The sequence below is a fragment of the Alteromonas sp. ABH4_452 genome, assembly GCF_056311825.1.
In genome coordinates this window covers 1,997,635-2,021,554 of sequence record NZ_CM149973.1, presented here as the reverse complement: position 1 = coordinate 2,021,554, position 23,920 = coordinate 1,997,635, and the positions used below count along the sequence as shown (strand labels likewise).

Annotated in this window: 13 protein-coding genes, 2 tRNA genes and 3 rRNA genes; 3 read left to right on the top strand and 15 right to left on the bottom strand. The window is 44.8% G+C overall.

The features are described from left to right. Positions 1 to 27: 27 nt before the first annotated feature. From dnaX to pssA, 12 genes are all read right to left on the bottom strand, one after another. Positions 28 to 3,120, bottom strand: coding sequence for a DNA polymerase III subunit gamma/tau (dnaX, locus tag ACYX4N_RS08615; RefSeq protein WP_476056257.1), 3,093 nt, complete (start codon positions 3,118 to 3,120; stop codon positions 28 to 30). Positions 3,121 to 3,161: 41 nt separating this feature from the next. Continuing rightward, on the bottom strand, positions 3,162 to 3,698 hold the full coding sequence (apt, locus tag ACYX4N_RS08610; protein ID WP_202942946.1) for an adenine phosphoribosyltransferase: 537 nt from the start codon (positions 3,696 to 3,698) through the stop codon (positions 3,162 to 3,164). A gap of 22 nt (positions 3,699 to 3,720) precedes the next feature. Next, entirely contained in the window at positions 3,721 to 3,843 is a 123-nt protein-coding gene (locus tag ACYX4N_RS08605; protein WP_256253717.1) for a hypothetical protein, read from the bottom strand. A 153-nt stretch (positions 3,844 to 3,996) separates the two neighbouring features. Beyond that, positions 3,997 to 4,761, bottom strand: a complete 765-nt coding sequence (locus ACYX4N_RS08600) for an HvfC family RiPP maturation protein (RefSeq protein ID WP_476056256.1) — start codon at positions 4,759 to 4,761, stop codon at positions 3,997 to 3,999. After that, a complete protein-coding gene (locus tag ACYX4N_RS08595) occupies positions 4,758 to 5,609 on the bottom strand; it encodes an HvfB family MNIO-type RiPP peptide maturase (protein ID WP_476056255.1) in 852 nt (283 codons plus the stop codon). Before ACYX4N_RS08595 ends, ACYX4N_RS08600 begins: the two co-directional genes overlap by 4 nt. Positions 5,610 to 5,758: 149 nt before the next feature. After that, positions 5,759 to 6,154, bottom strand: a complete 396-nt coding sequence (locus ACYX4N_RS08590) for an HvfA family oxazolone/thioamide-modified RiPP metallophore (protein ID WP_476056254.1) — start codon at positions 6,152 to 6,154, stop codon at positions 5,759 to 5,761. 392 nt (positions 6,155 to 6,546) lie between these two features. After that, a 5S ribosomal RNA gene (gene rrf, locus ACYX4N_RS08585) occupies positions 6,547 to 6,662 on the bottom strand. A gap of 121 nt (positions 6,663 to 6,783) precedes the next feature. Then, a 23S ribosomal RNA gene (locus tag ACYX4N_RS08580) occupies positions 6,784 to 9,659 on the bottom strand. Between the two features lie 433 nt (positions 9,660 to 10,092). Next, positions 10,093 to 10,169 (bottom strand) — tRNA-Ile (locus tag ACYX4N_RS08575). A 39-nt stretch (positions 10,170 to 10,208) separates the two neighbouring features. Continuing rightward, positions 10,209 to 10,284, bottom strand: a tRNA-Ala gene (locus ACYX4N_RS08570). A 78-nt stretch (positions 10,285 to 10,362) separates the two neighbouring features. Next, positions 10,363 to 11,895 (bottom strand): 16S ribosomal RNA (locus tag ACYX4N_RS08565). The 16S, 23S and 5S rRNA genes sit together here with 2 tRNA genes alongside, the layout of an rRNA operon. 484 nt (positions 11,896 to 12,379) lie before the next feature. Next, the gene (gene pssA / locus ACYX4N_RS08560) at positions 12,380 to 13,180 is read right to left on the bottom strand and encodes a CDP-diacylglycerol--serine O-phosphatidyltransferase (RefSeq protein WP_474805861.1); all 801 of its coding nucleotides are present in this window, start codon (positions 13,178 to 13,180) and stop codon (positions 12,380 to 12,382) included. A gap of 387 nt (positions 13,181 to 13,567) precedes the next feature. Here pssA and xdp1 (ACYX4N_RS08555) point away from each other — a divergent pair, with 387 nt between their 5' ends. The 3 genes from xdp1 (ACYX4N_RS08555) (at position 13,568) to prsT (ending at position 18,488) form a co-directional block, all read left to right on the top strand. Next, positions 13,568 to 14,503, top strand: coding sequence for an exosortase-dependent surface protein XDP1 (gene xdp1, locus ACYX4N_RS08555; protein ID WP_474805859.1), 936 nt, complete (start codon positions 13,568 to 13,570; stop codon positions 14,501 to 14,503). Between the two features lie 166 nt (positions 14,504 to 14,669). Then, complete coding sequence (gene xdp1 / locus ACYX4N_RS08550) at positions 14,670 to 15,569, top strand: exosortase-dependent surface protein XDP1 (RefSeq protein ID WP_474805857.1); 900 nt, start codon at positions 14,670 to 14,672, stop codon at positions 15,567 to 15,569. 105 nt (positions 15,570 to 15,674) lie between these two features. Beyond that, positions 15,675 to 18,488, top strand: a complete 2,814-nt coding sequence (gene prsT / locus ACYX4N_RS08545) for an XrtA/PEP-CTERM system TPR-repeat protein PrsT (protein ID WP_476056253.1) — start codon at positions 15,675 to 15,677, stop codon at positions 18,486 to 18,488. An 18-nt stretch (positions 18,489 to 18,506) separates the two neighbouring features. Here prsT and dld read toward each other — a convergent pair whose 3' ends face one another. From dld to pgeF, 3 genes are all read right to left on the bottom strand, one after another. Continuing rightward, positions 18,507 to 20,210 (bottom strand): D-lactate dehydrogenase, encoded by a 1,704-nt coding sequence (dld, locus tag ACYX4N_RS08540; RefSeq protein ID WP_476056252.1) that lies wholly within the window; start codon positions 20,208 to 20,210, stop codon positions 18,507 to 18,509. Between the two features lie 123 nt (positions 20,211 to 20,333). Further along, the gene (clpB, locus tag ACYX4N_RS08535; protein ID WP_476056251.1) at positions 20,334 to 22,910 is read right to left on the bottom strand and encodes an ATP-dependent chaperone ClpB; all 2,577 of its coding nucleotides are present in this window, start codon (positions 22,908 to 22,910) and stop codon (positions 20,334 to 20,336) included. 250 nt (positions 22,911 to 23,160) lie between these two features. Beyond that, positions 23,161 to 23,916: a peptidoglycan editing factor PgeF gene (gene pgeF, locus ACYX4N_RS08530; protein WP_476056250.1), complete on the bottom strand. Its 756-nt coding sequence runs from the start codon at positions 23,914 to 23,916 to the stop codon at positions 23,161 to 23,163. Positions 23,917 to 23,920 lie beyond the last annotated feature (4 nt).

Below are 23,920 nucleotides of genomic sequence, written 5' to 3'. Positions count from 1 at the left end.
CGCTTCGTTTTGGTGTTAATAATTCTGCTATCGCGCTTTAACCGAATCGGTTAGCACTGACGCATCGAAAGTCGATAGCAATGCTTGAATTGTATCGTCGGTTTTAATCACCGAATGTGCATGCGCATGGCGCATGGCATGAATCTCTTGTTGTAACGCAAAAGGTGTAGATGCTGGTTCACCTAACGTGATATTTACTTCAACGTTTTCACCCAACCCATGATGGATTGCATCAACCAATTGCTTTTTCGCACTATCATTTAATAAGTGCGTCTGACTATGGTCAATTTCAAGGGACACTTGATTGCCATCACGAGAAAATGATGCGTGCAGCACCAATTGTTTAAGTAAACCAGCAACCGGCATTTGCTCAACTAAGTTGCTCCATTCGTCAATTTGGCTAGCGTGAGTTAATTTGCTTCCGTCATTTAAGTACGCCTTTAACTGTCCGTCATAGGTACTGCTCAGCGGCGTATCAAAATTTAGTGCATCCCGCGCAAAAGACCGATCTCCCACACTTTCCATCTGCTCTGGAGCATCCTCGTAATTTGAGCTGCTATCTGAGGGAGCTTCAACATAGTCAGCACCTTCAATGTGTTGAGGCGGTTGATTATCATAATCAGTAGACCAAGGAGGCATATCTTCTGTAGACGCCGCTGTACTTGGTTGAGCGACAGCTTCATCATTTGAAAAAGGCATATCCTCTTCAAATTCATCAAGCGAGAAATCGCTCGTGTTGTTTGAGCTAGAATGATTACTTTCTGACTCGCTAGTTTGCATAGTGTCAGTAGAATGCGCGTGAGTAATGCCTATAGACGAGCCTGAATTTGTACTATCCAGTTGAGGATTGTCATCACGTGCAATGCTATTGTCTTTATATCCTGAGCTGCTTTCTATAGGCTCCAGGCTGTTATCTTCAAGTTCAGGGCTACTATTTACAGGCTCAGGGTTATGACCTTTAAGCTCTGGGGTATGATCTTGCAACTCAAGGCTATCGTCATGCCCAACGGGACTTAAATTACCACTCTTGCTTTCGTTATCAGCGCTAGCCTGCCCTGCACCATTATCGCCAATATTATTAATTCCATTTGCAGTTTGTGCAGTACTTAAGGCCTCGGCTTTACTTTTGGTAAAGCGCGCTTGAATATCACTTGCACTTTCGGTTTTAGCATTCGCTGCACTGGTACTTTTTGCTTCTGCGTCTTGTGCTTTCCTTTGCTTTAGCTTTTGACGAAGTGCCAACATATCTGCCGTAGAGGTAAGCTGTTCCTCTGCGGTTAATGAGGACGCTTCACTTTCGCGCGACAACGACTCGCTGTTTTTATGAGAGCCTTCAGCGTCATGAAAACCTTCAGCGTTGTGAGAACCCTCAGCGTTATGAAATTCTTCAAAACCTAAGGATACATCGACTTCTGACGGAGGCGGCATATCGTCCATGTAAGCATCTAGCGGAGGCTCATCAAAAAGCTGCTCGGCCTCGTTTTGGGGCGCACTGGTGTCCTTTGGCGATGGTTCACGCTGGGTAGAAACGTTTCCTGTTTGTACGGCGGTATTTTCTGCAGCTACATCTTCAATAGACGAAGTTGGTGCTAACTTTACAGATTCATCACCATGTGCAGCGTCACGGTCCAGCCCTGTTGTTTGAGTCGGCGTTGCACCTGATTCCACATGAGATAGCGCCGACTGAGCATTACTTTCACTCAACTCGCTTTCATCAACGGCTGCAGACTGCTGTTCTTGCTGTGATTCAAATGCCGACGTCTTTTGAGGCTGTTCTTGCTGCTCTTCATCAATTATTGATGTAGCAAGTGAATCAGGGGTAGATGGCGCACTTTCTGACGATTGGGTAGAGGTAGATTCAACCGATAGATGTGAAGACGTCGCCTCCTGCACATTGGTTGCAGAAGTTTCGCTTAATGGCGCTTCCTCCTGCTTACCGACGTTTCCCGGGCCACCACTGGAAGAAGCATGATCTACAGGTAAACTATGCTCACTCCTCCCGTTTTCAATCTCACTTGTGGTGTCGTCGATGGGGATGTTTGGAGCAAACGACATCATACGCATCAATGTCATTTCAAACGCACTTTTTCCGTCTGCCGCAAACGGTAAGTCTTTTCTTCCTTGCAGCGCAATCTGGTAAAGCAACTGCACTTGCTCTGCTGGAATAGTTTTCGCTAATTGAAATATCGCTTTAGCCGACGTGGTTTCTAGCTTACATGCTTCAGGCACCCATTGCGTTAACGCTATTTGATGCAGCAGGCTGGCCAATTCGCTGTGGACGTTGTCATAATCTGGTGCTTGCTCCGCAATGTCATTAACTAACTGCAATACATCAGCAGGACTTTTACTTACCACCGCATGAACCACTTTAAGCAACTGGTTCTTGTCCATCAGGCCAAGCATGTCGGTCACTACCGATGACAGAACCTGATTTCCACCCTGTGCAATAGCTTGGTCCGTTAAACTTAACGCATCACGCATACTGCCTTGAGCAGCTCTAGCTAAAAGCGTTAGCGCTTGTGGCTCAAAAGGCAACTGTTCATGTTCTAAAATATGCTGTAGCTGCCCAACAATTTGCTCCCGAGACATAGCTTTCAAGTTAAACTGCAAGCAACGGGATAATATGGTTATTGGAAGCTTTTGAGGATCGGTAGTCGCCAGTAAAAACTTAACGTGTGGAGGTGGCTCTTCCAGCGTTTTTAACAGCGCATTAAAGCTGTGTTTTGAAAGCATGTGTACCTCATCGATAAGGTACACTTTATAACGTCCGCGAGTTGGCTTGTATTGCACGTTATCAAGAAGCTCTCGAGTATCCTCAACTTTGGTTCTTGATGCAGCGTCAATCTCTAACAAATCAACGTAGTTGCCCTGCTCTATTTCTTTACAGGTGTTACATTGACCGCAAGGGTTGGCCCCTTGCCCTTCTTCGCAGTTAAGGCTTTTCGAAAAAATACGTGCAATAGTGGTTTTACCTACGCCTCGCGTACCTGTAAAAAGATAAGCGTGGTGTAGACGATCGTTATCCAAAGCATTTGAAATGGCAGAGACAACATGTTCCTGACCCACAAGTTCACTGAACTTGCCCGGTCGCCACTTCCTTGCTAGTACCTGATAACTCATTATTACGTATTTCGCCTTTTGCTAGTTATGCTTTATAGCGATTATTCGCCTTCAAACTCACAAATAGAGTAGCTTTCTATATCAAGCGCACTCAATTTCTTTTCGCCACCTAGGTCCGGTAAATTAATCACAAAACCTGCGTGATTTATTTCACCGCCCAATGAACGAATTAGTTTTGCAGAAGCGGCTATCGTTCCACCTGTTGCAAGTAAATCGTCAATAAGAAGGACTTTATCACCTGGCTCAATGGCATCTTTATGGATTTCCAATGTATCCATGCCGTATTCAAGCTCGTAGCTCTCGCTAACTACTTCACGAGGAAGTTTGTTGGGTTTTCTTACTGGAACGAAGCCTATGCCCATTTCGATGGCCAATGGCGCACCAAAAAGGAACCCGCGCGCTTCAGTACCTGCGATCTTGGTAAATCCCATACCCTGATACTTTTCTACAAGTAACGAGATACAGCTACTAAAAGCTTTGTGATCTTCTAAAACGCTGGTCACATCTCTAAATAAAATACCTGGCTTTGGATAGTCAGGTACGGTTTTCACTACTGATTTAATATATTCTGCAGTCACAATTATGCCTTGAATGTCTGCGTTATAACCAGAAGGTGAACCAGCCGGCGATGATATGCATCAACGGGAACGCGATTAGAGTTACTAGCGATGCTAGAAAGTACCACTTGTTATAGACTTCTTTGAAATCTGAATTGTCAGCCATTTGCACTACCTAAACAATTTTGTGAACAAAAAAATGGTGCTAAATGTTAATCGAAAGCAAGCCCGATTGACAGCGCTAATATGATCGATCGCTCACTTTCAGACCAGATCCTAGCGAAAGTTTAATATAAAGCAGGTAAATAGTAATGGTTACTTAGGATACTGGAAGCAATATTCCTTTTTGTAACATATCAGTGAGGGTCTGGTTCATACCATTTACAAGCACGTTTGCCGGTATTTGGGGAAGTTGTTGGCACAAGGATTCAGCTAATTGTTCTATTTCCATTCCCAGTTCATGTTGTTCCAGCGTGTTGACTAAGATAGCCGTCACAGCATTAACATGAGTAAATTGAACGTCAAACTCACGGTCTCTGTAAACCACGTAGAACTGCTGTTCTTGGGCAGGTTGCTCTGGGATATAATCCTCACCAATTAGATGGACTTCGAACTGATATGCCGCCAACGAGGCATACGGTGACACCCTAATGCCGGTCACATTGTTTCCTTGTTGATAGAATTCAACATTCTCTTCATTTTTTCTAATACTGACGTCAAGCTCGAGCCACTCATAGTGAGCAAGCTCCGCTGCAAAGTCGGGCAGAGTAATATCGAAGGTTGGCTGTGTTGAAAGGTACTCAACGAACTCTTTACTTATTTCAGCAAAATAAGGAGAGCGGCATTCGTGCTCAATAAAAAATTGACGCACAATACTCTCCCATCCTTTTTCACCATACTGTTTTACCACAGTAGATTTTAAAACTGGAAAACCGGTACTCACAAAATTGTCGATGTTATTAAAAAAAAGGGTTTGATATATTTTCATCCGACGAGCGTGATCAGCGTCGGTATCACAAAATGTCTGTGGGTCTTTGATCGCATCAACGAACGTTTTTTGAGTGGTTTGAAATGACTGAGTCACGCGACACTTCCTTTAACGTTTGATGCTTGAACAGCTTCGCATTTTGCTTGAATTTGCTTAATTTTCTTCACTTCAGAAAGTAATTCGCTTAACGGGGGAATATTAAAATCACGCTCTAGCAAAGTCGGAAATACGCCGTGAGTGAGGTAAGCGTGCTCCAACAATTCCCAAACGGGCTCAATGACATCAGCGCCGTGAGTATCAACTTTCAAATCCTCCGCTTCATCATAATGACCAGCAATATGCCCATACACAATTTTGTCTGAGGGCAAGCCGTTGATAAACGCTTTCGCATCGTATTTATGGTTGATACTGTTCACGTAAACATTGTTTACGTCCAGAAGCATTTGGCAACCCGACTCTTTTAATATGCGCGTGGTAAATTCAAGCTCATTCATCTCTTGGCCGGGAGCTATGTAATAAGAAACATTTTCTAGGACTAGCGGTCGGTCAATAATATCTTGAACTTGAACAATTCGAGATACTACATGCTTAATTGCGTCTTCAGTAAAAGGAATAGGCATCAGATCGTACATATGACCGTTGCCGGAACAAAAGCTCAAGTGCTCGCTGTACAATGCAATATTATTTGCATCCAAGAATCGTTTAACGGTTTTCACAAACTCGACATCTAGTTTGTCGCTACTGCCGATAGACAAAGATAAGCCATGAGTTGTAAAGAGAGCTTGTGAAGACGCTTGCTGAAATTGTTCTTGGTACTTTCCACCAAGTGGGATCCAATTTTCAGGGGCTACTTCCCAAAAATCGACCTCAGATGGCAATGTAGGTAAAAGGTCATTTAGCATTTCCCGACGAAATCCAAGACCTGCGCCACATATGTTTTTCATATTTTCCCCTCTTACCACATGGGATTGCACAATAGTAACGTAAGTTGTTAGACAAAAATGGCCATCATTCGACAGCCATTTATTGCAAAGTGTTATTCGTGCAGCCTTCATCATTCTATTTCTAGCTACACGATTTTTTTGAATGGTGACTACATGCTACCGCATTTACCCTCGCCGCACTTGCCTTCTTTGCCAGCTTTCTTGTCGCCGCCACATTTGCCTTCGCCACACTTGCCTTCTTTGTCAGCTTTCTTGTCGCCGCCGCACTTACCTTCGCCACACTTGCCTTCTTTTTCAGTTTTCTTGTCCCCGCCGCATTTACCTTCGCCGCACTTGCCTTCTTTTTCAGCTTTGTCGCCGCCGCATTTACCTTCGCCGCACTTGCCTTCACCACATTTGCCCTCTGCAGCAAATTGGCTGTAGCCAGACTCTAGTGCTTGCATACCAAATGGGTTTACGTCTGCTACTGCAACTGTTGACGCCAAAGAGCCAATTACAACTGCACCCAAAGCTGTCGCTACTGATGATTTTTTGATTTGTTTCATTGATCTACCCTCAATAATATTAGTCGTGTTTGACGTACAGTAAGCACGTGTACTTTAAAAGACCCTGTTTGCTTAAAGGATATTTCATTATAATTAATTTTTTTACAGTTATTTTATATCCAATTGATATTATTGATTTTTATAAAATTCGAAATGCACATTAAAGCTTGAATAAGTAACAAGCAAAGGGGTCAGAGTACTTTTTCTGAATTTTCGGTACTGGGGATAACGGTATAACTGCGTACTCACCTTGATAGTAATAAAGTACTTCGACCCCATTTTTGAGGTTCGGCTGAAGGAGGAATGGGGTCAGAGTCGTGACTCTGACCCCATTATTTTTCTTTGGTGCAGAAAGCAAAAAACCCGCCGTTAGGCGGGTTCTTCTTAATGGGACCTGGCAGTGTCCTACTCTCACATGGGGAAGCCCCACACTACCATCGGCGCTAATACGTTTCACTTCTGAGTTCGGAATGGATTCAGGTGGTACCGTATCGCTATGGCTGCCAGGAAAAACTGGTAACAATCTAGAAAACTGGATATCAATTCAATCAGTGAGTAACTACTTTTCACTCTACTTACTTTAGCTTGTCTACAACACTTCCAAAAGCCTAAAGCTTTTTGGGCGTTGTATGGTTAAGCCTCTCGGGCAATTAGTACAGGTTAGCTTAACGCCTTACAACGCTTCCACACCCTGCCTATCAACGTCATCGTCTATAACAACCCTTCCAGACCTTAAAGGTCAGGGATGACTCATCTTTGGGCCGGCTTCCCGCTTAGATGCTTTCAGCGGTTATCCGTTCCGAACATAGCTACCGGGCAATGCGATTGGCATCACAACCCGAACACCAGCGGTTCGTCCACTCCGGTCCTCTCGTACTAGGAGCAGCTCCCATCAATCATCCAACGCCCACACCAGATAGGGACCGAACTGTCTCACGACGTTCTAAACCCAGCTCGCGTACCACTTTAAATGGCGAACAGCCATACCCTTGGGACCGACTTCAGCCCCAGGATGTGATGAGCCGACATCGAGGTGCCAAACACCGCCGTCGATATGAACTCTTGGGCGGTATCAGCCTGTTATCCCCGGAGTACCTTTTATCCGTTGAGCGATGGCCCTTCCATACAGAACCACCGGATCACTATGACCTACTTTCGTACCTGCTCGACGTGTCTGTCTCGCAGTTAAGCTAGCTTATGCCATTGCACTAACCTCACGATGTCCGACCGTGATTAGCTAACCTTCGTGCTCCTCCGTTACTATTTGGGAGGAGACCGCCCCAGTCAAACTACCCACCAGACACTGTCCACAATCCCGATAAGGGACCAATGTTAGAACATCAAACATACAAGGGTGGTATTTCAAGGACGGCTCCACACAATCTAGCGACTGTGCTTCAAAGCCTCCCACCTATCCTACACATGTAGGTTCAATGTTCAGTGCCAAGCTGTAGTAAAGGTTCACGGGGTCTTTCCGTCTAGGTGCGGGTACACAGCATCTTCACTGCGATTTCAATTTCACTGAGTCTCGGGTGGAGACAGCGTGGCCATGGTTACACCATTCGTGCAGGTCGGAACTTACCCGACAAGGAATTTCGCTACCTTAGGACCGTTATAGTTACGGCCGCCGTTTACCGGGGCTTCGATCAAGAGCTTCGTCCGAAAACTAACCCCATCAATTAACCTTCCGGCACCGGGCAGGTGTCACACCCTATACGTCCTCTTACGAGTTTGCAGAGTGCTGTGTTTTTAATAAACAGTCCCAGCCACCTGGTCACTGCGGCCTCCATTTGCTTACCACGCGAAGTGTTCACAAACAGAGGCGTACCTTCTCCCGAAGTTACGGTACAATTTTGCCGAGTTCCTTCACCCGAGTTCTCTCAAGCGCCTTAGTATTCTCTACCTGACCACCTGTGTCGGTTTGGGGTACGGTTCATATAATCATAAGTTTAGAAGCTTTTCCTGGAAGCAGGGCATCAACAACTTCACTCCCTTGGGAGCTCGTCTCGTGTCTCGGCCTTGAAAACCCGGATTTACCTAAGTCTTCAGCCTACGCACTTTCACTTGGACAACCAACGCCAAGCTTGCCTAGCCTTCTCCGTCCCTCCATCACTGATTATATAAGTACGGAAATATTAATCCGTTTCCCATCGACTACGCATTTCTGCCTCGCCTTAGGGGCCGACTTACCCTGCCCTGATTAGCATGGGACAGGAAACCTTGGTCTTCCGGCGTGGGAGTTTTTCACTCCCATTATCGTTACTCATGTCAGCATTCGCACTTGTGATATGTCCAGCAAGCTTTACAACTCACCTTCATCCACTTACACAACGCTCCCCTACCCAGCAAGTAAACTTGCTGCCGCAGCTTCGGTATATTGCTTAGCCCCGTTACATCTTCCGCGCAGGCCGACTCGACTAGTGAGCTATTACGCTTTCTTTAAAGGGTGGCTGCTTCTAAGCCAACCTCCTAGCTGTCTATGCCTTCCCACATCGTTTCCCACTTAGCAATATTTTGGGACCTTAGCTGGCGGTCTGGGTTGTTTCCCTCTCCACGACGGACGTTAGCACCCGCCGTGTGTCTCCCGGATAGTTCTCATTGGTATTCGGAGTTTGCAAAGGGTTGGTAAGTCGGGATGACCCCCTAGCCTTAACAGTGCTCTACCCCCAATGGAATTCGTCCGAGGCTCTACCTAAATAGATTTCGGGGAGAACCAGCTATCTCCCGGTTTGATTGGCCTTTCACCCCCAGCCACAAGTCATCCCCTGACTTTTCAACGTCAGTGGGTTCGGTCCTCCAGTTGATGTTACTCAACCTTCAACCTGCTCATGGCTAGATCACCGGGTTTCGGGTCTATACCTAGCAACTAAACGCGCAGTTAACACTCGCTTTCGCTACGGCTCCGCTATTCGCTTAACCTTGCTACTAAATATAAGTCGCTGACCCATTATACAAAAGGTACGCAGTCACCCCGAAGGGCTCCCACTGCTTGTACGTATACGGTTTCAGGTTCTATTTCACTCCCCTCACAGGGGTTCTTTTCGCCTTTCCCTCACGGTACTGGTTCACTATCGGTCAGTTAGGAGTATTTAGCCTTGGAGGATGGTCCCCCCATATTCAGTCAAGATAACACGTGTCCCGACCTACTCGATTTCACTGTAAAGATTGCGTCGTGTACAGGGCTATCACCTTGTATCGCTCCTCTTCCCAAAGGATTCCACTACATTCAATACAGCTTAAGGGCTGTTCCCCGTTCGCTCGCCGCTACTAGGGGAATCTCAATTGATTTCTTTTCCTAAGGGTACTTAGATGTTTCAGTTCCCCTCGTTCGCCTCGTTACACTATGTATTCATGTAACGATACCTGTAAACAGGTGGGTTTCCCCATTCGGACATCTGTGGCTCAAATGCATTTTGTCGGCTCACCACAGCTTTTCGCAGACTTACACGTCCTTCATCGCCTCTAACTGCCAAGGCATCCACCGTATACGCTTCGTCACTTAACCATACAACCCCAAACAGCCTTTTGACTTCTGTCTAAGTTATGTCGCATGAATGACAAGCTAATCGGAAGAATTGCCTTGCTATCAATAAATTGATAACAAGCAATTCAGTCAAGTAGAGTAAAAAGTTCATCTTTCGATTTCTCAGTTACTCAATTTTGATTGATTACTATTAATATCAGCTTTCCAAATTGTTAAAGAACATTCGATGCTTCCTGCAAAAGCAGTACTTTCATCTTTAGAGTAAAAAAACCTAATCAATGCTTACTGAAACAGTAAATATTCATTAGGATTTCGGGTCCAACGTGACACAAAAATTAGTTTCCACCTTAGCCTTTGACTACTGCCAACTTTAGCGAGTAGAAAAACCGTCAGGAAGGTCCCCTTCCGGTTAAGCGGCTTTTTCACGACCACTTGCGAAGCAAGTGCAGGTGAATGGTAGGCTTGGGCAGACTTGAACTGCCGACCTCACCCTTATCAGGGGTGCGCTCTAACCAGCTGAGCTACAAGCCTTCAGTAAACTTCGCTTATGCAAGCTCAGTGTCAAGTAGATGGTGGAGCTAAGCAGGATCGAACTGCTGACCTCCTGAATGCAAATCAGGCGCTCTCCCAGCTGAGCTATAGCCCCATAAACTTGTGTCGTTCTTCATTTTAAACAAGACTATCTGTGTAGGCACTGCATCAAGTGCGTCTTTCGACGTAATGGTAAGGAGGTGATCCAACCCCAGGTTCCCCTAGGGTTACCTTGTTACGACTTCACCCCAGTCATGAAACACAAAGTGGTAATCGTCCTCCCGAAGGTTAGACTAACTACTTCTTTTGCATCCCACTCCCATGGTGTGACGGGCGGTGTGTACAAGGCCCGGGAACGTATTCACCGCAGTATTCTGACCTGCGATTACTAGCGATTCCGACTTCATGGAGTCGAGTTGCAGACTCCAATCCGGACTACGACATTCTTTAAGGGGTCCGCTCCACATCACTGTCTCGCTTCCCTCTGTAAATGCCATTGTAGCACGTGTGTAGCCCTACACGTAAGGGCCATGATGACTTGACGTCGTCCCCACCTTCCTCCGGTTTGTCACCGGCAGTCTCCTTAGAGTGCCCAACTTAAGGCTGGCAACTAAGGACAAGGGTTGCGCTCGTTGCGGGACTTAACCCAACATCTCACGACACGAGCTGACGACAGCCATGCAGCACCTGTGTCAGAGTTCCCGAAGGCACCAATCTATCTCTAGAAAGTTCTCTGCATGTCAAGTGTAGGTAAGGTTCTTCGCGTTGCATCGAATTAAACCACATGCTCCACCGCTTGTGCGGGCCCCCGTCAATTCATTTGAGTTTTAACCTTGCGGCCGTACTCCCCAGGCGGTCTACTTAGCGCGTTAGCTTCGCTACTCACGACTTAAAGTCACAAACAGCTAGTAGACAGCGTTTACGGTGTGGACTACCAGGGTATCTAATCCTGTTCGCTACCCACACTTTCGCACATGAGCGTCAGTCTTTGGCCAGGGAGTCGCCTTCGCCACTGATGTTCCTCCAGATATCTACGCATTTCACCGCTACACCTGGAATTCCACTCCCCTCTCCAAGACTCTAGTCTGCCAGTTCTAAATGACCATCCCAGGTTGAGCCCGGGGCTTTCACATCTAGCTTAACAAACCGCCTGCGTGCGCTTTACGCCCAGTAATTCCGATTAACGCTCGCACCCTCCGTATTACCGCGGCTGCTGGCACGGAGTTAGCCGGTGCTTCTTCTGTTGTTAACGTCACGGCTAGCAGGTATTAACTACTAACTTTTCCTCACAACTGAAAGTGCTTTACAACCCGAAGGCCTTCTTCACACACGCGGCATGGCTGCATCAGGGTTCCCCCCATTGTGCAATATTCCCCACTGCTGCCTCCCGTAGGAGTCTGGGCCGTGTCTCAGTCCCAGTGTGGCTGATCTTCCTCTCAGAACAGCTAGAGATCGTTGCCTTGGTAAGCCTTTACCTTACCAACTAGCTAATCTCACTTGGGCCTCTCTTTGCGCCGGAGCCTAAGCCCCGTTTGGTCCGTAGACATTATGCGGTATTAGCAGTCGTTTCCAACTGTTATCCCCCTCGCAAAGGCAAGTTCCCAAGCATTACTCACCCGTCCGCCACTCGTCAGCGAAGTGCAAGCACTTCCTGTTACCGTTCGACTTGCATGTGTTAGGCCTGCCGCCAGCGTTCAATCTGAGCCATGATCAAACTCTTCAATTAAATATATCGAAATATGAATCGTCGTTGTGACACTCTTAACGAGTGCCCACACAGATTGTCTTGTCTAAATTGTTAAAGAACGTAGCAGCTTCGCTGCTATTCACTAGAAGCCGCTGCTTCTTGGTGACTCACCCTGTTCGAGTGAGGTGCGCATTATACGCTGGAAGCTTTCGTTGTCAACACTTTTTGAAAATTTATTTTCTGAAGCGTTTCTTCTAAACTCCCGTCTTTACTGGCCTATAAAGATAGTAGAGACTTACTTCAGGAGGCTTGCTGTTTTGCTTTTCCCCCGAAGCGGATGCGCATTTTAGGGAAATGAGCGCTCACGTCAACACTTATTTTAAATAAATACAAAAAAAGCGACCATTCGGTCGCTTTTCACTCTATTCGTTCATTTTGCAGGCAGATTTATCGGAAAACGCTCTGTTTAATAACACTAAAAGAAATTTTCCCTCTTTTCATAGCGTAAAGAATTGCCTACTTACTATTTAGTAACGTCTTCACTTTCGCTTTGATTCTTTTTATCAGCATTGAAGTCCGCGTCTTCTTCGTGATCGCCTACCACGTCATCCAAAGTCACTTTCTCTACCGTGCGGAAAGTATTGATAGGCCCTGCCAGTGCATACAAAGCAAATACTAAAAACAGTACAAGCGCTGGCTCAGTTGCAACAACAACGAATATTAAAAGCACTAATAGAAGGCCAACAAATGGAACCTTGCCATGCCAGTTAACTTCTTTGAAAGAATTATACTTAAAGTTACTCACCATAAGTAAGCCAGCTAAACCAGTTACTGCGGCCACAATCAACCCGTAGTCAGTCCCTACTGCATTATACTCGACACCCACCCATACAAGACCGGATACAACTGCCGCTGCTGCTGGACTAGCAAGACCTTGGAAGAAGCGCTTATCAGCGATTCCAACCTGAGTATTGAAGCGAGCTAGACGCAATGCTGCACCAGCTACATAGACAAATGCCGCTAACCAGCCCAACTTACCTAATTCGGTTAAGCCCCAATTATAAGCAACAAGTGCAGGTGCCATACCAAAAGAGACCATATCGGCCATAGAGTCATACTCTGCGCCGAAATCACTTTGCGTATTTGTCATTCTAGCTACTCGTCCATCCAGCCCATCAAATATCATTGCCACAAAAATTGCGACAGCGGCTGCTTCAAAACGACCGTTCATTGACGACACAACAGCAAAGAAACCAGAAAACAAACCTGCTGTTGTTAATAAATTGGGAAGTAAGTATATCCCTTTACGTTTTTGTTCAGACATATGTCCTCGTACTTCTACATGTAATTGAGTTAATTATTTCATAGATATGCAAGAAGGCATAGCAAAGTAAAGATACAGCCAGCTTCCATACATAAATTTCGGCGATGGCATATTCAAAAAGCTTTGCAATACATTTAGATGAGTCCACTTTATCAAATAAGGACAACGCACAAAGGCTAATAATTTAGAACCTGCTTCCTTACTTACCTCGCCAATCAGTAATAACTAGGTATACGGTCACATACCTTAAACAGGTCACCGTTTATATATCATACAACTCCATGTTGAAACTAAGTACTTTCCGAAAAAGTGTGTGTACATAAATAGTACAACGCTTGAAAGGTTTGTACTTGAAGCGCTATGCGCTTTTTATATAGGAAAGTGATTATGCGATTACTAGACAAAACCTTTTCTTCCAAGACCTTGCTATTACTTTCAATGGCGCTGGTATCGACGCTGAGCGCTAATTCAGCATTTGCCACCTCTTATAAAAAGCATGATTACTCCTACTGCGGCTCATCGGGTAGCAGCAACACCCAGAGTAAGCAGTGTAACTCTCCGCTTGGTGAGTATACCTATGATCTAGTCGACGATGGTGTTTACAATAGTGTTAACCCTGATAACTCTCCTGTGGAGATTGATGGCGTAAACATTTCTTTGTCTGCATTTTCAGATACTAATAATGCGACCGGCGAAACAGTGGTTGCCGCTAGCTTACAAAAAATCTCAAATACTTGGGCTTATGGAGTTACCAATAATGACGAAGCTTACTACAAAGGTAGTTCTGACCATGCTATCGACAACCTAAACTACTATTATGAAGGTAGTAAGGCTGCTTATAAAAGTGGAGTGACCAATGTTGAGCGTGATTATGACTTTGTACTGCTTTCATTTGACTCTGCAGTAACACTAACCGGCGCGAGCTTTTCATGGTTATATAGCAGTAATGATAGTCAAGTTTCAGTAGCTGCCTTAAATGACACCTCTACTTTGACCTCTGGTGTAAATACATGGAGTGATATTGTTGCAGATGCGCTTACTTCTGCATCTTTCGATATTGAGAACTGTGACTATGTAGAGCACCGCGCCGATTTTGCGTTCACTGAGTCAGCGCAATATTGGCTCGTAGGGGCATACAACACCGCATTTGGTAATATTGGTGGGTACATTGGTAACGACGCTTTCAAACTTGCTAATGTTGGTTTCTCAATTACCGAAACGACAGGTACCCCTGATACTACGGAAGTGTCGGAGCCAGGTACTATCGGCCTACTAATGGCTTGCTCTTTATTCGTCATGTGGCGCCGCAAAAAGGCCATTTAAGGAAATTAGACTTTAGATCACTGACAGGTGGTACAACCTGTCAGTTTTTTTTACTGCACCCTACCTTGTTAAAAAATATTATCGTTAAAACAACAACATAAAATTTGGCTCGAATTATGCATGAAAGAAAATAATATAATTATTTCCTAGTATCAGAGTCGTATGTATGAAGTTAAGAAAATTAATAATAGTTATGTCAGTAGTGTCTGCCTTTTCTGCACATGCAACCGACAGTAGCCTCAACGAATATTCATTAGCCACAGACGGTATTAGTTATACCCTTTCTCCAGATAGCTCTAGCGGGACCTCAATAACGATCGATGACACTACCGTTTATGTCGGAGTTACTTCTTGGGCAGATACTGGGTACTATAATGGTAATTACGACACTTGGAGTGGCGGTTATTATAATGGTAAGTACTATCAAGCCGAAAATGATGATCTAGTTGTTAATCAGGGGAGTTTGAAAGATTACGGTGAAGGCTTTGGTTTAATAAACAATGATATATACCTAAATGAACGCAATAGGTACAAGGGCGATAAGCACTCTATTGATAACTATAATGCAGAAAAAGGCATTGCGGACTTCGATATGGTATTACTTTCGTTCAGCACCGATGTGACGCTTACAGACGCATCGTTTTCTTGGGTGAGTAATTTCGGCAGCAATCCAGATAGCGAAAAAGAAGTCACTGTTGTAGGTTTAGATGATGTTTCGTTATTTTCCAGTGATCAAGACTTTACTTGGGCCGACGTAGCTGAGACAACTATTTCTTCCGCGGTAGGTCACTATGGCGTAAGCAATACTAAAGTTGGTGATTCTTTTGTATCAGAGTTCACCAACTTGACCTCTGCTCAGTATTGGCTTGTCGGTGCATATAATACTTTTTTCGACGACAGTACTTCTTCAAACAACTTCGGGTTTAAGCTTAGTTCTTTAGGTATTGAACTAGCAAGTAATGATACTACACCGCCCCCACCTACGCAGGTTAGCGAACCAGGCGCCCTTGCACTTATGAGTTTAGGTTTAGGTCTTGTTCTTTATAGACGTAAGCGTCGCGTTTAATTGTTTAAAAACGCTTAGAAAACACGTATCTTTAAAAGGTGGCTTAGGCCACCTTTTTTTATGCTATTTTTAAGCCTGTAGCTAGGCTAAATTTCGAAGGTTTATATGGATTTTTTTAATAATAAAAAGCGTTTTGTACAACGCGCTATTGTCTCTGCAGTTGCCTCTTCTTTAATCGTATTCAACAGTTTCGCAACTACCTCAGAAGACTATGAAAAGGCCTTAACTGCCTTTAACGAAAACGAATACGATGAAGCCTATATTCACCTTAAAAACAGTTTACAAAAAGACCCAGAAAACCTAGCTGCTAAAATACTAATGGGCGAGATACTGCTTATTAACGGCTATTTAACTGCAGCCGAAATGGAGTTTGTAGAAGCGCTGGAAATGGGTGCCGATATTAACCTTCTGGCAGAGCCGCTGGGCAACACTTGGCTTTTCTTAAACAGATACCAGGAGATTGTAGAGTTTTCTGATTTAAACAAGCTATCGGGTGATGCAGAGCGTGAATGGTTAATGATTCGTGCAACCGCGTGTATTAGGTTAGAAGAAGAGCAATGCGCCTTACGTGACTACAACACCATCGTTTCCCGCACGCCCAACTTCGTACCTGCTATAAATGGGTTAGCTTCCATCGCCCTTCAAAATGAAGACTTATCTAAAGCAAGTTCTCTTATCAATAAAGCTATGTCATTAGAGCCTGAAAACGCAATAACATGGCGTTTGAAAGGCCAGCTCGCATACCGACAAGGCGATAAAGACGCCGCAACCGCACATTTACAAAAAGCCCTGACGTTTAACCGCGACGACCCTATTGCCTTGCGTAATCTAGTGGACTTGTATTTAGAAGCGAAAGACTACGATACTGCAAAGCTATTCGTAGATGAGATCATTGAAGACACGCCTAATGATCCTTTGGCCATCTTACTCAACAGCTGGTTGCAAAGCAGAGACAACCAACAAGCTATTGATAACGAAAAGCTAAAAGAGCTTAATGATTTTATGGCACAGCTTGATCCTGAGCTCATAACTTCTCAACCCATGTTGCTCTACATAAGCGGTTTAACAAACTTCTTTAATAACAACATGGAAACGGCCGCAAAAGACTTTAATGGCTATTTGCAACAGGAGCCTGATGACCTACAGGCAGTATTGATGCTAAGCCAGGTCTATATGGCGACACAGCAAGATAAGCAAGCGCTCGCCCTGCTTGAACGCCATCAAGATGCGTTGATGGAAGACCCTGACTCGGCACTTCTTCTAGGTGATTTATTTATTCGCCAAAACAAAGCGTTTAAAGCTGAACGCTTATTGCAAAACCTTGAATATAAGTACCCGAATGAGAACAAACTCCAGCTGTTTAAAATCAAATTGATGGCTGCCAGAGGTAAGCAGGACGAAGCGCTATCAATTCTTGAAAAGAATTTGCCGACCTACAAAGACAACGCAGGTTTTCTATTCACCTATTCATTAATGAATTTACAAGCGCAGCAATTCGATAATGCGCTGAAGGGTGCAAATTTACTAAGTGAACTTTATCCTGACGAAGCTGAAGTGTACAACCTAAAAGCCGGCATTTTGATTAGACAAGGTCAATTGGAGGAAGCTAAAGACAACATCGAGAAAGCGCTAGCGCAAAACCCTACCCTCTTTCCAGCAAAATTCAATTTAGCAGCTACAGAGAGTCGTTTAGGGAATGTTGACAAATCTAACCAACTTGTAGAAGAGCTACTTGCTTTGTCCCCTCAGCATAACGAAACATTAATGCTTAAGGCGTTTAATTTAACCAAAGCGGGCAACGTAGAAGACGCGAAGCAAATTTACCTTGATATATTAACGCTCAATCCTTCGAGTATCGGTGCTAGAGAGCGTATTTCATCTTTATACCAGCAAAAAGGCGACATTAAGAACGCTCTGTATCATTTAGATTTGCTTATAAAAGATGATTTCGACAATGCTGACTACCTTCTTCGTAAAGCTGCGCTTCAGCTATCAAATAATCAGCGAGCTGATGCGGAAAAAACGCTAAGCATTGTAAGAAACTTTATTAACGACGATGCTGGAAAGCTTATCGCTTATGCTGACCAAGCTCGCAATTTAGGAAACAGCGAAAGCGCCCTAGGTGCCATGGCTCGCGCTTACGAAATAGCCAACTCGAGTACTTTTGTAACTTTGCGCTATACCAGCTTATTGTTAGATTTACAGAAAAACGATAAAGCACAGTCGCTATTAGCGACCATTCCAGCAAATCAGCGAGAGAATCCGGTCTATCACTTTCTGAAGGGAAGATTAGCTGCGAATAAAGGTAATAACGAAAGCGCGATTAACGCTTTCCAACAAGCGCTAGAAGTCGACGCTTCCTTTGCACAGGCGTTTATTGCGCTCTATAACTACGCATTAAACGAACAGTTTGTTGATGTTTTTTTGAAAACCGCGCGAAAACTAGTGAGTGAAAATGATAGCAACCTGCTGGCGAAAAATCTGCTGGCTCAGTACCTTTTCTTTATTCAAGAATTCGACGAATCAACAGCGCTCTATAAAGAGCTTATTGAAGAGCCCAACCTACTTAATCCAGCCGAAGCCTTCAACCGCTTAGCTATTATGCATATTGAAAAATCACTGATCACCGCTAAAAACTATGCGCGACAGGCTTATGAGCTGCAGCCTAATTCTTCTAAAATACTAGACACCTTTGGACACATTAAAGCGCTACAGGGAGATTATGAGGGTAGTCTTAAAATGCTTAGAGACGCTTTCGCAAGAGACGCTAACGACCCTAACATCCGCTATCACCTTGGCTACACGCTTGCAAAACTCAATAGAATTGAGGAAGCGAAAAAAGAGCTAGAGTATGCAGTAAATGTAGAGCGACCTTTCTTTAGACGTCCGCAGGCTAGAGCATTATTAGAGAGCCTGTAAGGCTCTCTACGCATAGATTCAAAGACAGCACGAACAGTTGCGTTTGTGCTTCTCCATCTTACCAATGCCTGGGTTAAAGGTATTGGTAGGGTCTAGCTCTCTGTAAAACTGCTGTAGAGTACTCTCTGCTTTATACAAATGCCCAACATTATGCTCGGCAGGATATTTAGCACCGCGGCTATCTAATAGTGCCAACATGTCTGCTTTGACTTTGTGAGCGTCGCTGCCCTTCTTTAGTATGTAATCTTGATGAAAAACATGACAGAAGAAATGTCCGTAATAAAGTGGCTTTTCAACATGTTTGGCTATGTGTTCAGGCAATTCTTCTACCCAAAACTGGTCATTGCGGCGCAACGCAATATCTAACGCTAAAATATCCCCTACTTGTTTATGATGCATCATTTGATAGCGCACCGCAGCACCTGCCGCTGCGAAGCGAATTAAAAAGGCTTTAGACGCCTCCTCTTCATTGCAGGTAATGTAGTCACCATCTAGCTTCTCTTTAGTAAACAGTTTGGCTAAAAGAGTCTTTGCCTCTTCAATGCCACCATCGCTCATCTTAAGAATAAGGTGGTGCTCGTACTTGTCACGATAGGCTCTTAAACTTGCGGGGATCTGGTCAGAGAAAAACTTACTCCCAAACTGCATAACTCTGTCGCTTAAATAGCGAGGCATAAAAGGCAGTTTGTTAAGCACAGCATCCACCCGCCCTTTTAGTGCAAACATTTTAGGTAGTGAATCAGTTCCTAAACGCTCAATACTTAATATGGTATCTTTGCCGTACACATCTGCAATATCAAACATATCTCTATGCAGGTATTCACCTACTTCAGGAATGTTTTCATACGTCGACAGAATGTCTCTGCGAATACGGGTAAGTACAGCAGCATCGTTTGTACCGATATAAAACGTTTGTTCTTTTTCAGGCACTTCGAATGTATCTAATCGCACGGCAAAAACGGCAATTTTACCCGCGCAACCGCTGGCTTCATATAGTCTTGATGGGTCGGCATTGAAGCGACTAGGCGTACTAGCATTTACATCTCGAACGATTTCTTCATAGTCACTGGCTGACGCTTTTTTTATCGTTTCTGGGAGTGATTTTGAAAAATTGCCTGATGCGAGATTACCGATAATTTCTTCAGGTGTTTCACCCAAGTCTATCCCTAAATGATTAACCAGCTTTAAATCACCGTTAGCATCTATTTGTGCAAATAGCGACAACTCCGTATAAGCGGGGCCTCGTTTAACCAATGCGCCGCCAGAATTATTAGCTACACCACCAACGATAGATGCACCCAAACAGGACGATCCAATCACCGAATGTGGCGCGCGGCCAAGGGGCTTTAGCATTTTTTCAAGCTTAAACAAGGTTGCCCCAGGAAAACTCAACACTTGGTTACCATCGTTTATTAAAACGATATCATCCATGGCTAAGGTGTTAATTACCACCACAGGTCTATCGTAATCATTTCCGCTCGGGGTAGAACCTTCGGTCAAACCGGTTTTTGCAGCCTGCATAATGATGATGCAGTTGTATTCAACGCAAATCTTAAGCACTTCCCAATATTGCATTAGCGTATGTGGAAACAGTACGGCCAATGCCTCACCTTCACCCGAGCGCCACCCTTTTCGATAGTGCTCAGTTTGGCGTTTTCCAACGGCAAGGTTGCTTTCCCCGAGTACGCGTTTAAATGCGTTAATAATTGGGGCTGTTTCCATGTATGACTCCTAACACTCACGCTGAAATTACTTTAGCAGAGTAAACTAAAGGAAAAGACAGTGCCAAGGCAATAAAAAAGGCACTGTTTCTAGTGCCTTTGAATTAAAGATTTGGTTTGCTGATTAACCGCTTACTACAAATAGTCCGCTTTCGTCAGCATCAATGCGAATGGTTGATTCGGGTAATAACTCTCCCGCTAGTAATTGCTGGGCGAGTGGGTTTTCCACCTGCACTTGAATTGCTCGCTTAAGCGGACGTGCGCCAAACACTGGGTCGAAACCCGCGTCCGCCAATTTATCCATAGCCGCGGCAGACAGAGTAAGCTTATATCCTTTTTCTGCGAGCCTAGCGCGAAGCGAGGCAAGCTGAATTTTAGCAATAGACTTAATTTGCTCTTTGCCTAATGGATGGAATACCACAATATCATCCACACGGTTGATGAACTCGGGTCTGAAGTGCTGCCCTACTACGCTCATCACCGACGCTTTCATATCGTCATACTGACTTTCATTGTGTTTGTCTTGGATGATGTCCGAACCTAAATTAGACGTCATGATCACCACGGTATTTTTAAAATCTACCGTGCGTCCTTGTCCATCAGTCAGCCTGCCGTCATCCAGCACCTGAAGTAAAATGTTGAATACATCAGGGTGTGCCTTTTCAACCTCGTCCAATAAAATGACCGAGTAAGGCTTGCGACGCACCGCTTCGGTTAAGTAGCCACCTTCCTCATAGCCAACGTAGCCAGGAGGCGCACCGACTAAACGAGCAACCGAGTGTTTTTCCATAAACTCAGACATATCGATACGCACCATGGCATCTTCAGTGTCGAACATGAAGCCAGCCAAAGCTTTACATAACTCAGTTTTACCTACGCCCGTTGGACCTAGAAACAAGAATGAGCCAATAGGCCTGTTTGGATCAGCAAGGCCAGCACGTGAACGGCGAATAGCATTTGATACTGCTTCAACGGCTTCTTCTTGCCCTACTACACGTTTATGAAGAACATCTTCCATACGCAACAGCTTCTCGCGCTCGCCTTCAAGCATTCTCGCTACAGGAATACCTGTCCATCGCGAGAGCACATCTGCAATTTCAATATCCGTTACTTTATTTTTAAGAAGCGTGGTCTCACGGGTTTCATTTTCAGCCGCCTGTTCGAGCTTGGCTTCAAGCTCTGGAATACGGCCGTACTGAAGTTCCGACATACGATTCAAATCAGATGCTCGACGGGCAATTTCTAAATCTAGCTTTGCTTGTTCAAGTTCCCCTTTGATGGTTTGGGTACCCTGCATGGCATCTTTTTCATCTAGCCATACTTTTTCAAGCTCTGCATACTTGGTTTCTGCTTGCTCGCGCTCAAGTTCAATCATTTCGAGGCGCTTATGGCTGGCGTCGTCGGTTTCTTTAGCAAGCGCTTGCTCTTCCAACTTAAGCTGGATAATCCTGCGCTCCAAACGGTCCATATCCTCTGGCTTAGAGTCTATTTGCAAACGAATGCTAGAGGCCGCTTCATCAATAAGGTCGATGGCTTTATCGGGCAATTGACGGTCACTAATATAACGATGCGACAAACTTGCCGCTGCGACAATAGCTGGGTCAGTAATATCTACGGAGTGATGGAGTTCATAACGCTCTTTTAAGCCTCGAAGAATAGCAATAGTGTCCTCTACGCTTGGCTCTTCAACCAATACTTTCTGAAAACGGCGCTCAAGCGCAGCGTCTTTTTCAATGTACTGACGATATTCGTCTAGCGTGGTTGCCCCCACACAGTGAAGTTCACCGCGTGCCAGCGCCGGTTTTAGCATATTCCCTGCGTCCATTGCGCCATCGCCCTTCCCTGCACCTACCATGGTGTGCAGTTCGTCAACGAATAAAATGACGCGGCCTTCTTCTTTAGCTAGCTCGTTGAGAACGGCCTTTAAACGTTCTTCAAACTCACCGCGGTATTTAGCCCCAGCCACTAACGCGCCCATATCTAGGGCAAGAACGCGCTTGTTCTTCAATCCTTCAGGCACTTCACCGTTAATAATGCGCTGCGCTAACCCTTCTACAATCGCCGTTTTACCTACACCAGGCTCACCAATAAGCACGGGGTTGTTTTTTGTTCTGCGCTGCAGAACTTGAACGGTACGGCGAATTTCGTCATCACGTCCAATTACCGGGTCGAGCTTGCCTTGTTCCGCTCGCTCAGTTAAGTCTGTGGTGTACTTTTCAAGGGCCTGGCGCACATCTTCAGCGTTAGGGTCTGTCACCTTCTGTCCGCCACGCATATCATCTATCGCGCTTTCAATAGCGTCTTTGGTGATATTCAAACTTTTCAGGATCTCACCCAATCGCCCTTTATCTTCAAGGGCTGCTAACACGAAGATCTCCGACGTTATATATTCGTCTTTTCGTTGCTGAGCAATCTTGTCGCAAAGGTTAAGTAAAATGCCACTGTCTTTGCTTAATTGAACATCACCACCAATGCCTTCAATTCTAGGTAAACGTTCAATAGCCTGACTCAAAGCAGAACGAAGTGCGTTAACATTAATGTTAGCTTGATCAAGCAACGGGCGTACTGAACCACCTTGCTGATTCAGCATGGCGGTCATTAAGTGGACAGGTTCAATGTATTGATGATCTCGCCCCAATGCGAGTGATTGAGCATCGGATATCGCGAGCTGAAATTTACTGGTAAATCTATCTAGTCTCATAATCTCAACCTAATAAGTGAACAACTATACCTGCGGTAACACACCGCAATTACGAACATTTTAACTCTCGCTGAGTGGGCAATGCTCTATGAGGAATGGTATTGCTTATGTTCTAGTTATGTAGGCTGCGCAATTGTGATTCAAGTATGAGATTGAAAAGTTAGCCAAAAAGATAACAAATACTGTAGAAACTTTGATTTAGCGCAAATAAATGAAGGGATTAAGGACTAATGCCCATAGGATTAGATATCTAAAGCATACCTATTACACTGACCAAGCGCCCTGTTGTGCGTTTGTTTTGATGAGTCGCTCTCCGATGCGAATAGAAGCGTCGCTTGTCAGTGTAAGTACACAAGTTACTCTGCGTAACATTTTCAACGCCAGCTTGCTGCAATTGCATCTGTGCTACTAGAGGTAAATCTAATAAGTACTTCCCTTTATTAGTACTATTGGCAATAGCGCCATCTATGTGGCTAAATTTACTTGCCAACTGTGCATCTACTTCATAGCAAGCGCCGCTGATTGCGGGGCCTATCCAAGACATAATTTTATTTGCATCGCAGTTAAATTGCCCAACAGCATTTCTGATAATATTAGTCTCAAGCCCTTTCCAGCCGGCATGCACTGCAGCTACTTGTTCACCACTTTCATCACACAACAAGATGGGCACACAGTCAGCAGTCATTACCGCACAAAAGTGTGATGTTGAAGAAGAATACGACGCATCGGCTGTGGTATCTGCACTCGGCAATGACACCACGCGATTGCTGTGTATTTGCTCTAGCCACGTTATCTTTTCGCTGTGTGGAATCAGGCTTCTATTGGCTTTAACTAGTAAAAGATCATCTCCCACGTGCGCACCAACATTTAAGCCTGCAAAATCTCCCATACTACCGCCCCCCAACCTTGTCGTTGTATAAGCGACAATATTAGAGGGGCATGACCACGCAGGCGTAACCAAATCCAGCGTGGATGAAAGAGGTGAATTTGCAGCTGACCACGTCATAAGC

Bases quoted from the DNA above. Each gene is read 5' to 3' on its own strand.
- pgeF (WP_476056250.1), bottom strand. From the start codon at position 23,916: ATGACGTGGTCAGCTGCAAATTCACCTCTTTCATCCACGCTGGATTTG.
- ACYX4N_RS08590 (WP_476056254.1), bottom strand. From the start codon at position 6,154: ATGAAACAAATCAAAAAATCATCAGTAGCGACAGCTTTGGGTGCAGTT.
- xdp1 (WP_474805859.1), top strand. From the start codon at position 13,568: ATGCGATTACTAGACAAAACCTTTTCTTCCAAGACCTTGCTATTACTT.
- pssA (WP_474805861.1), bottom strand. From the start codon at position 13,180: ATGTCTGAACAAAAACGTAAAGGGATATACTTACTTCCCAATTTATTA.
- ACYX4N_RS08605 (WP_256253717.1), bottom strand. From the start codon at position 3,843: ATGGCTGACAATTCAGATTTCAAAGAAGTCTATAACAAGTGGTACTTT.
- dld (WP_476056252.1), bottom strand. From the start codon at position 20,210: ATGGAAACAGCCCCAATTATTAACGCATTTAAACGCGTACTCGGGGAA.
- xdp1 (WP_474805857.1), top strand. From the start codon at position 14,670: ATGAAGTTAAGAAAATTAATAATAGTTATGTCAGTAGTGTCTGCCTTT.
- dnaX (WP_476056257.1), bottom strand. From the start codon at position 3,120: ATGAGTTATCAGGTACTAGCAAGGAAGTGGCGACCGGGCAAGTTCAGT.
- prsT (WP_476056253.1), top strand. From the start codon at position 15,675: ATGGATTTTTTTAATAATAAAAAGCGTTTTGTACAACGCGCTATTGTC.
- ACYX4N_RS08595 (WP_476056255.1), bottom strand. From the start codon at position 5,609: ATGAAAAACATATGTGGCGCAGGTCTTGGATTTCGTCGGGAAATGCTA.
- clpB (WP_476056251.1), bottom strand. From the start codon at position 22,910: ATGAGACTAGATAGATTTACCAGTAAATTTCAGCTCGCGATATCCGAT.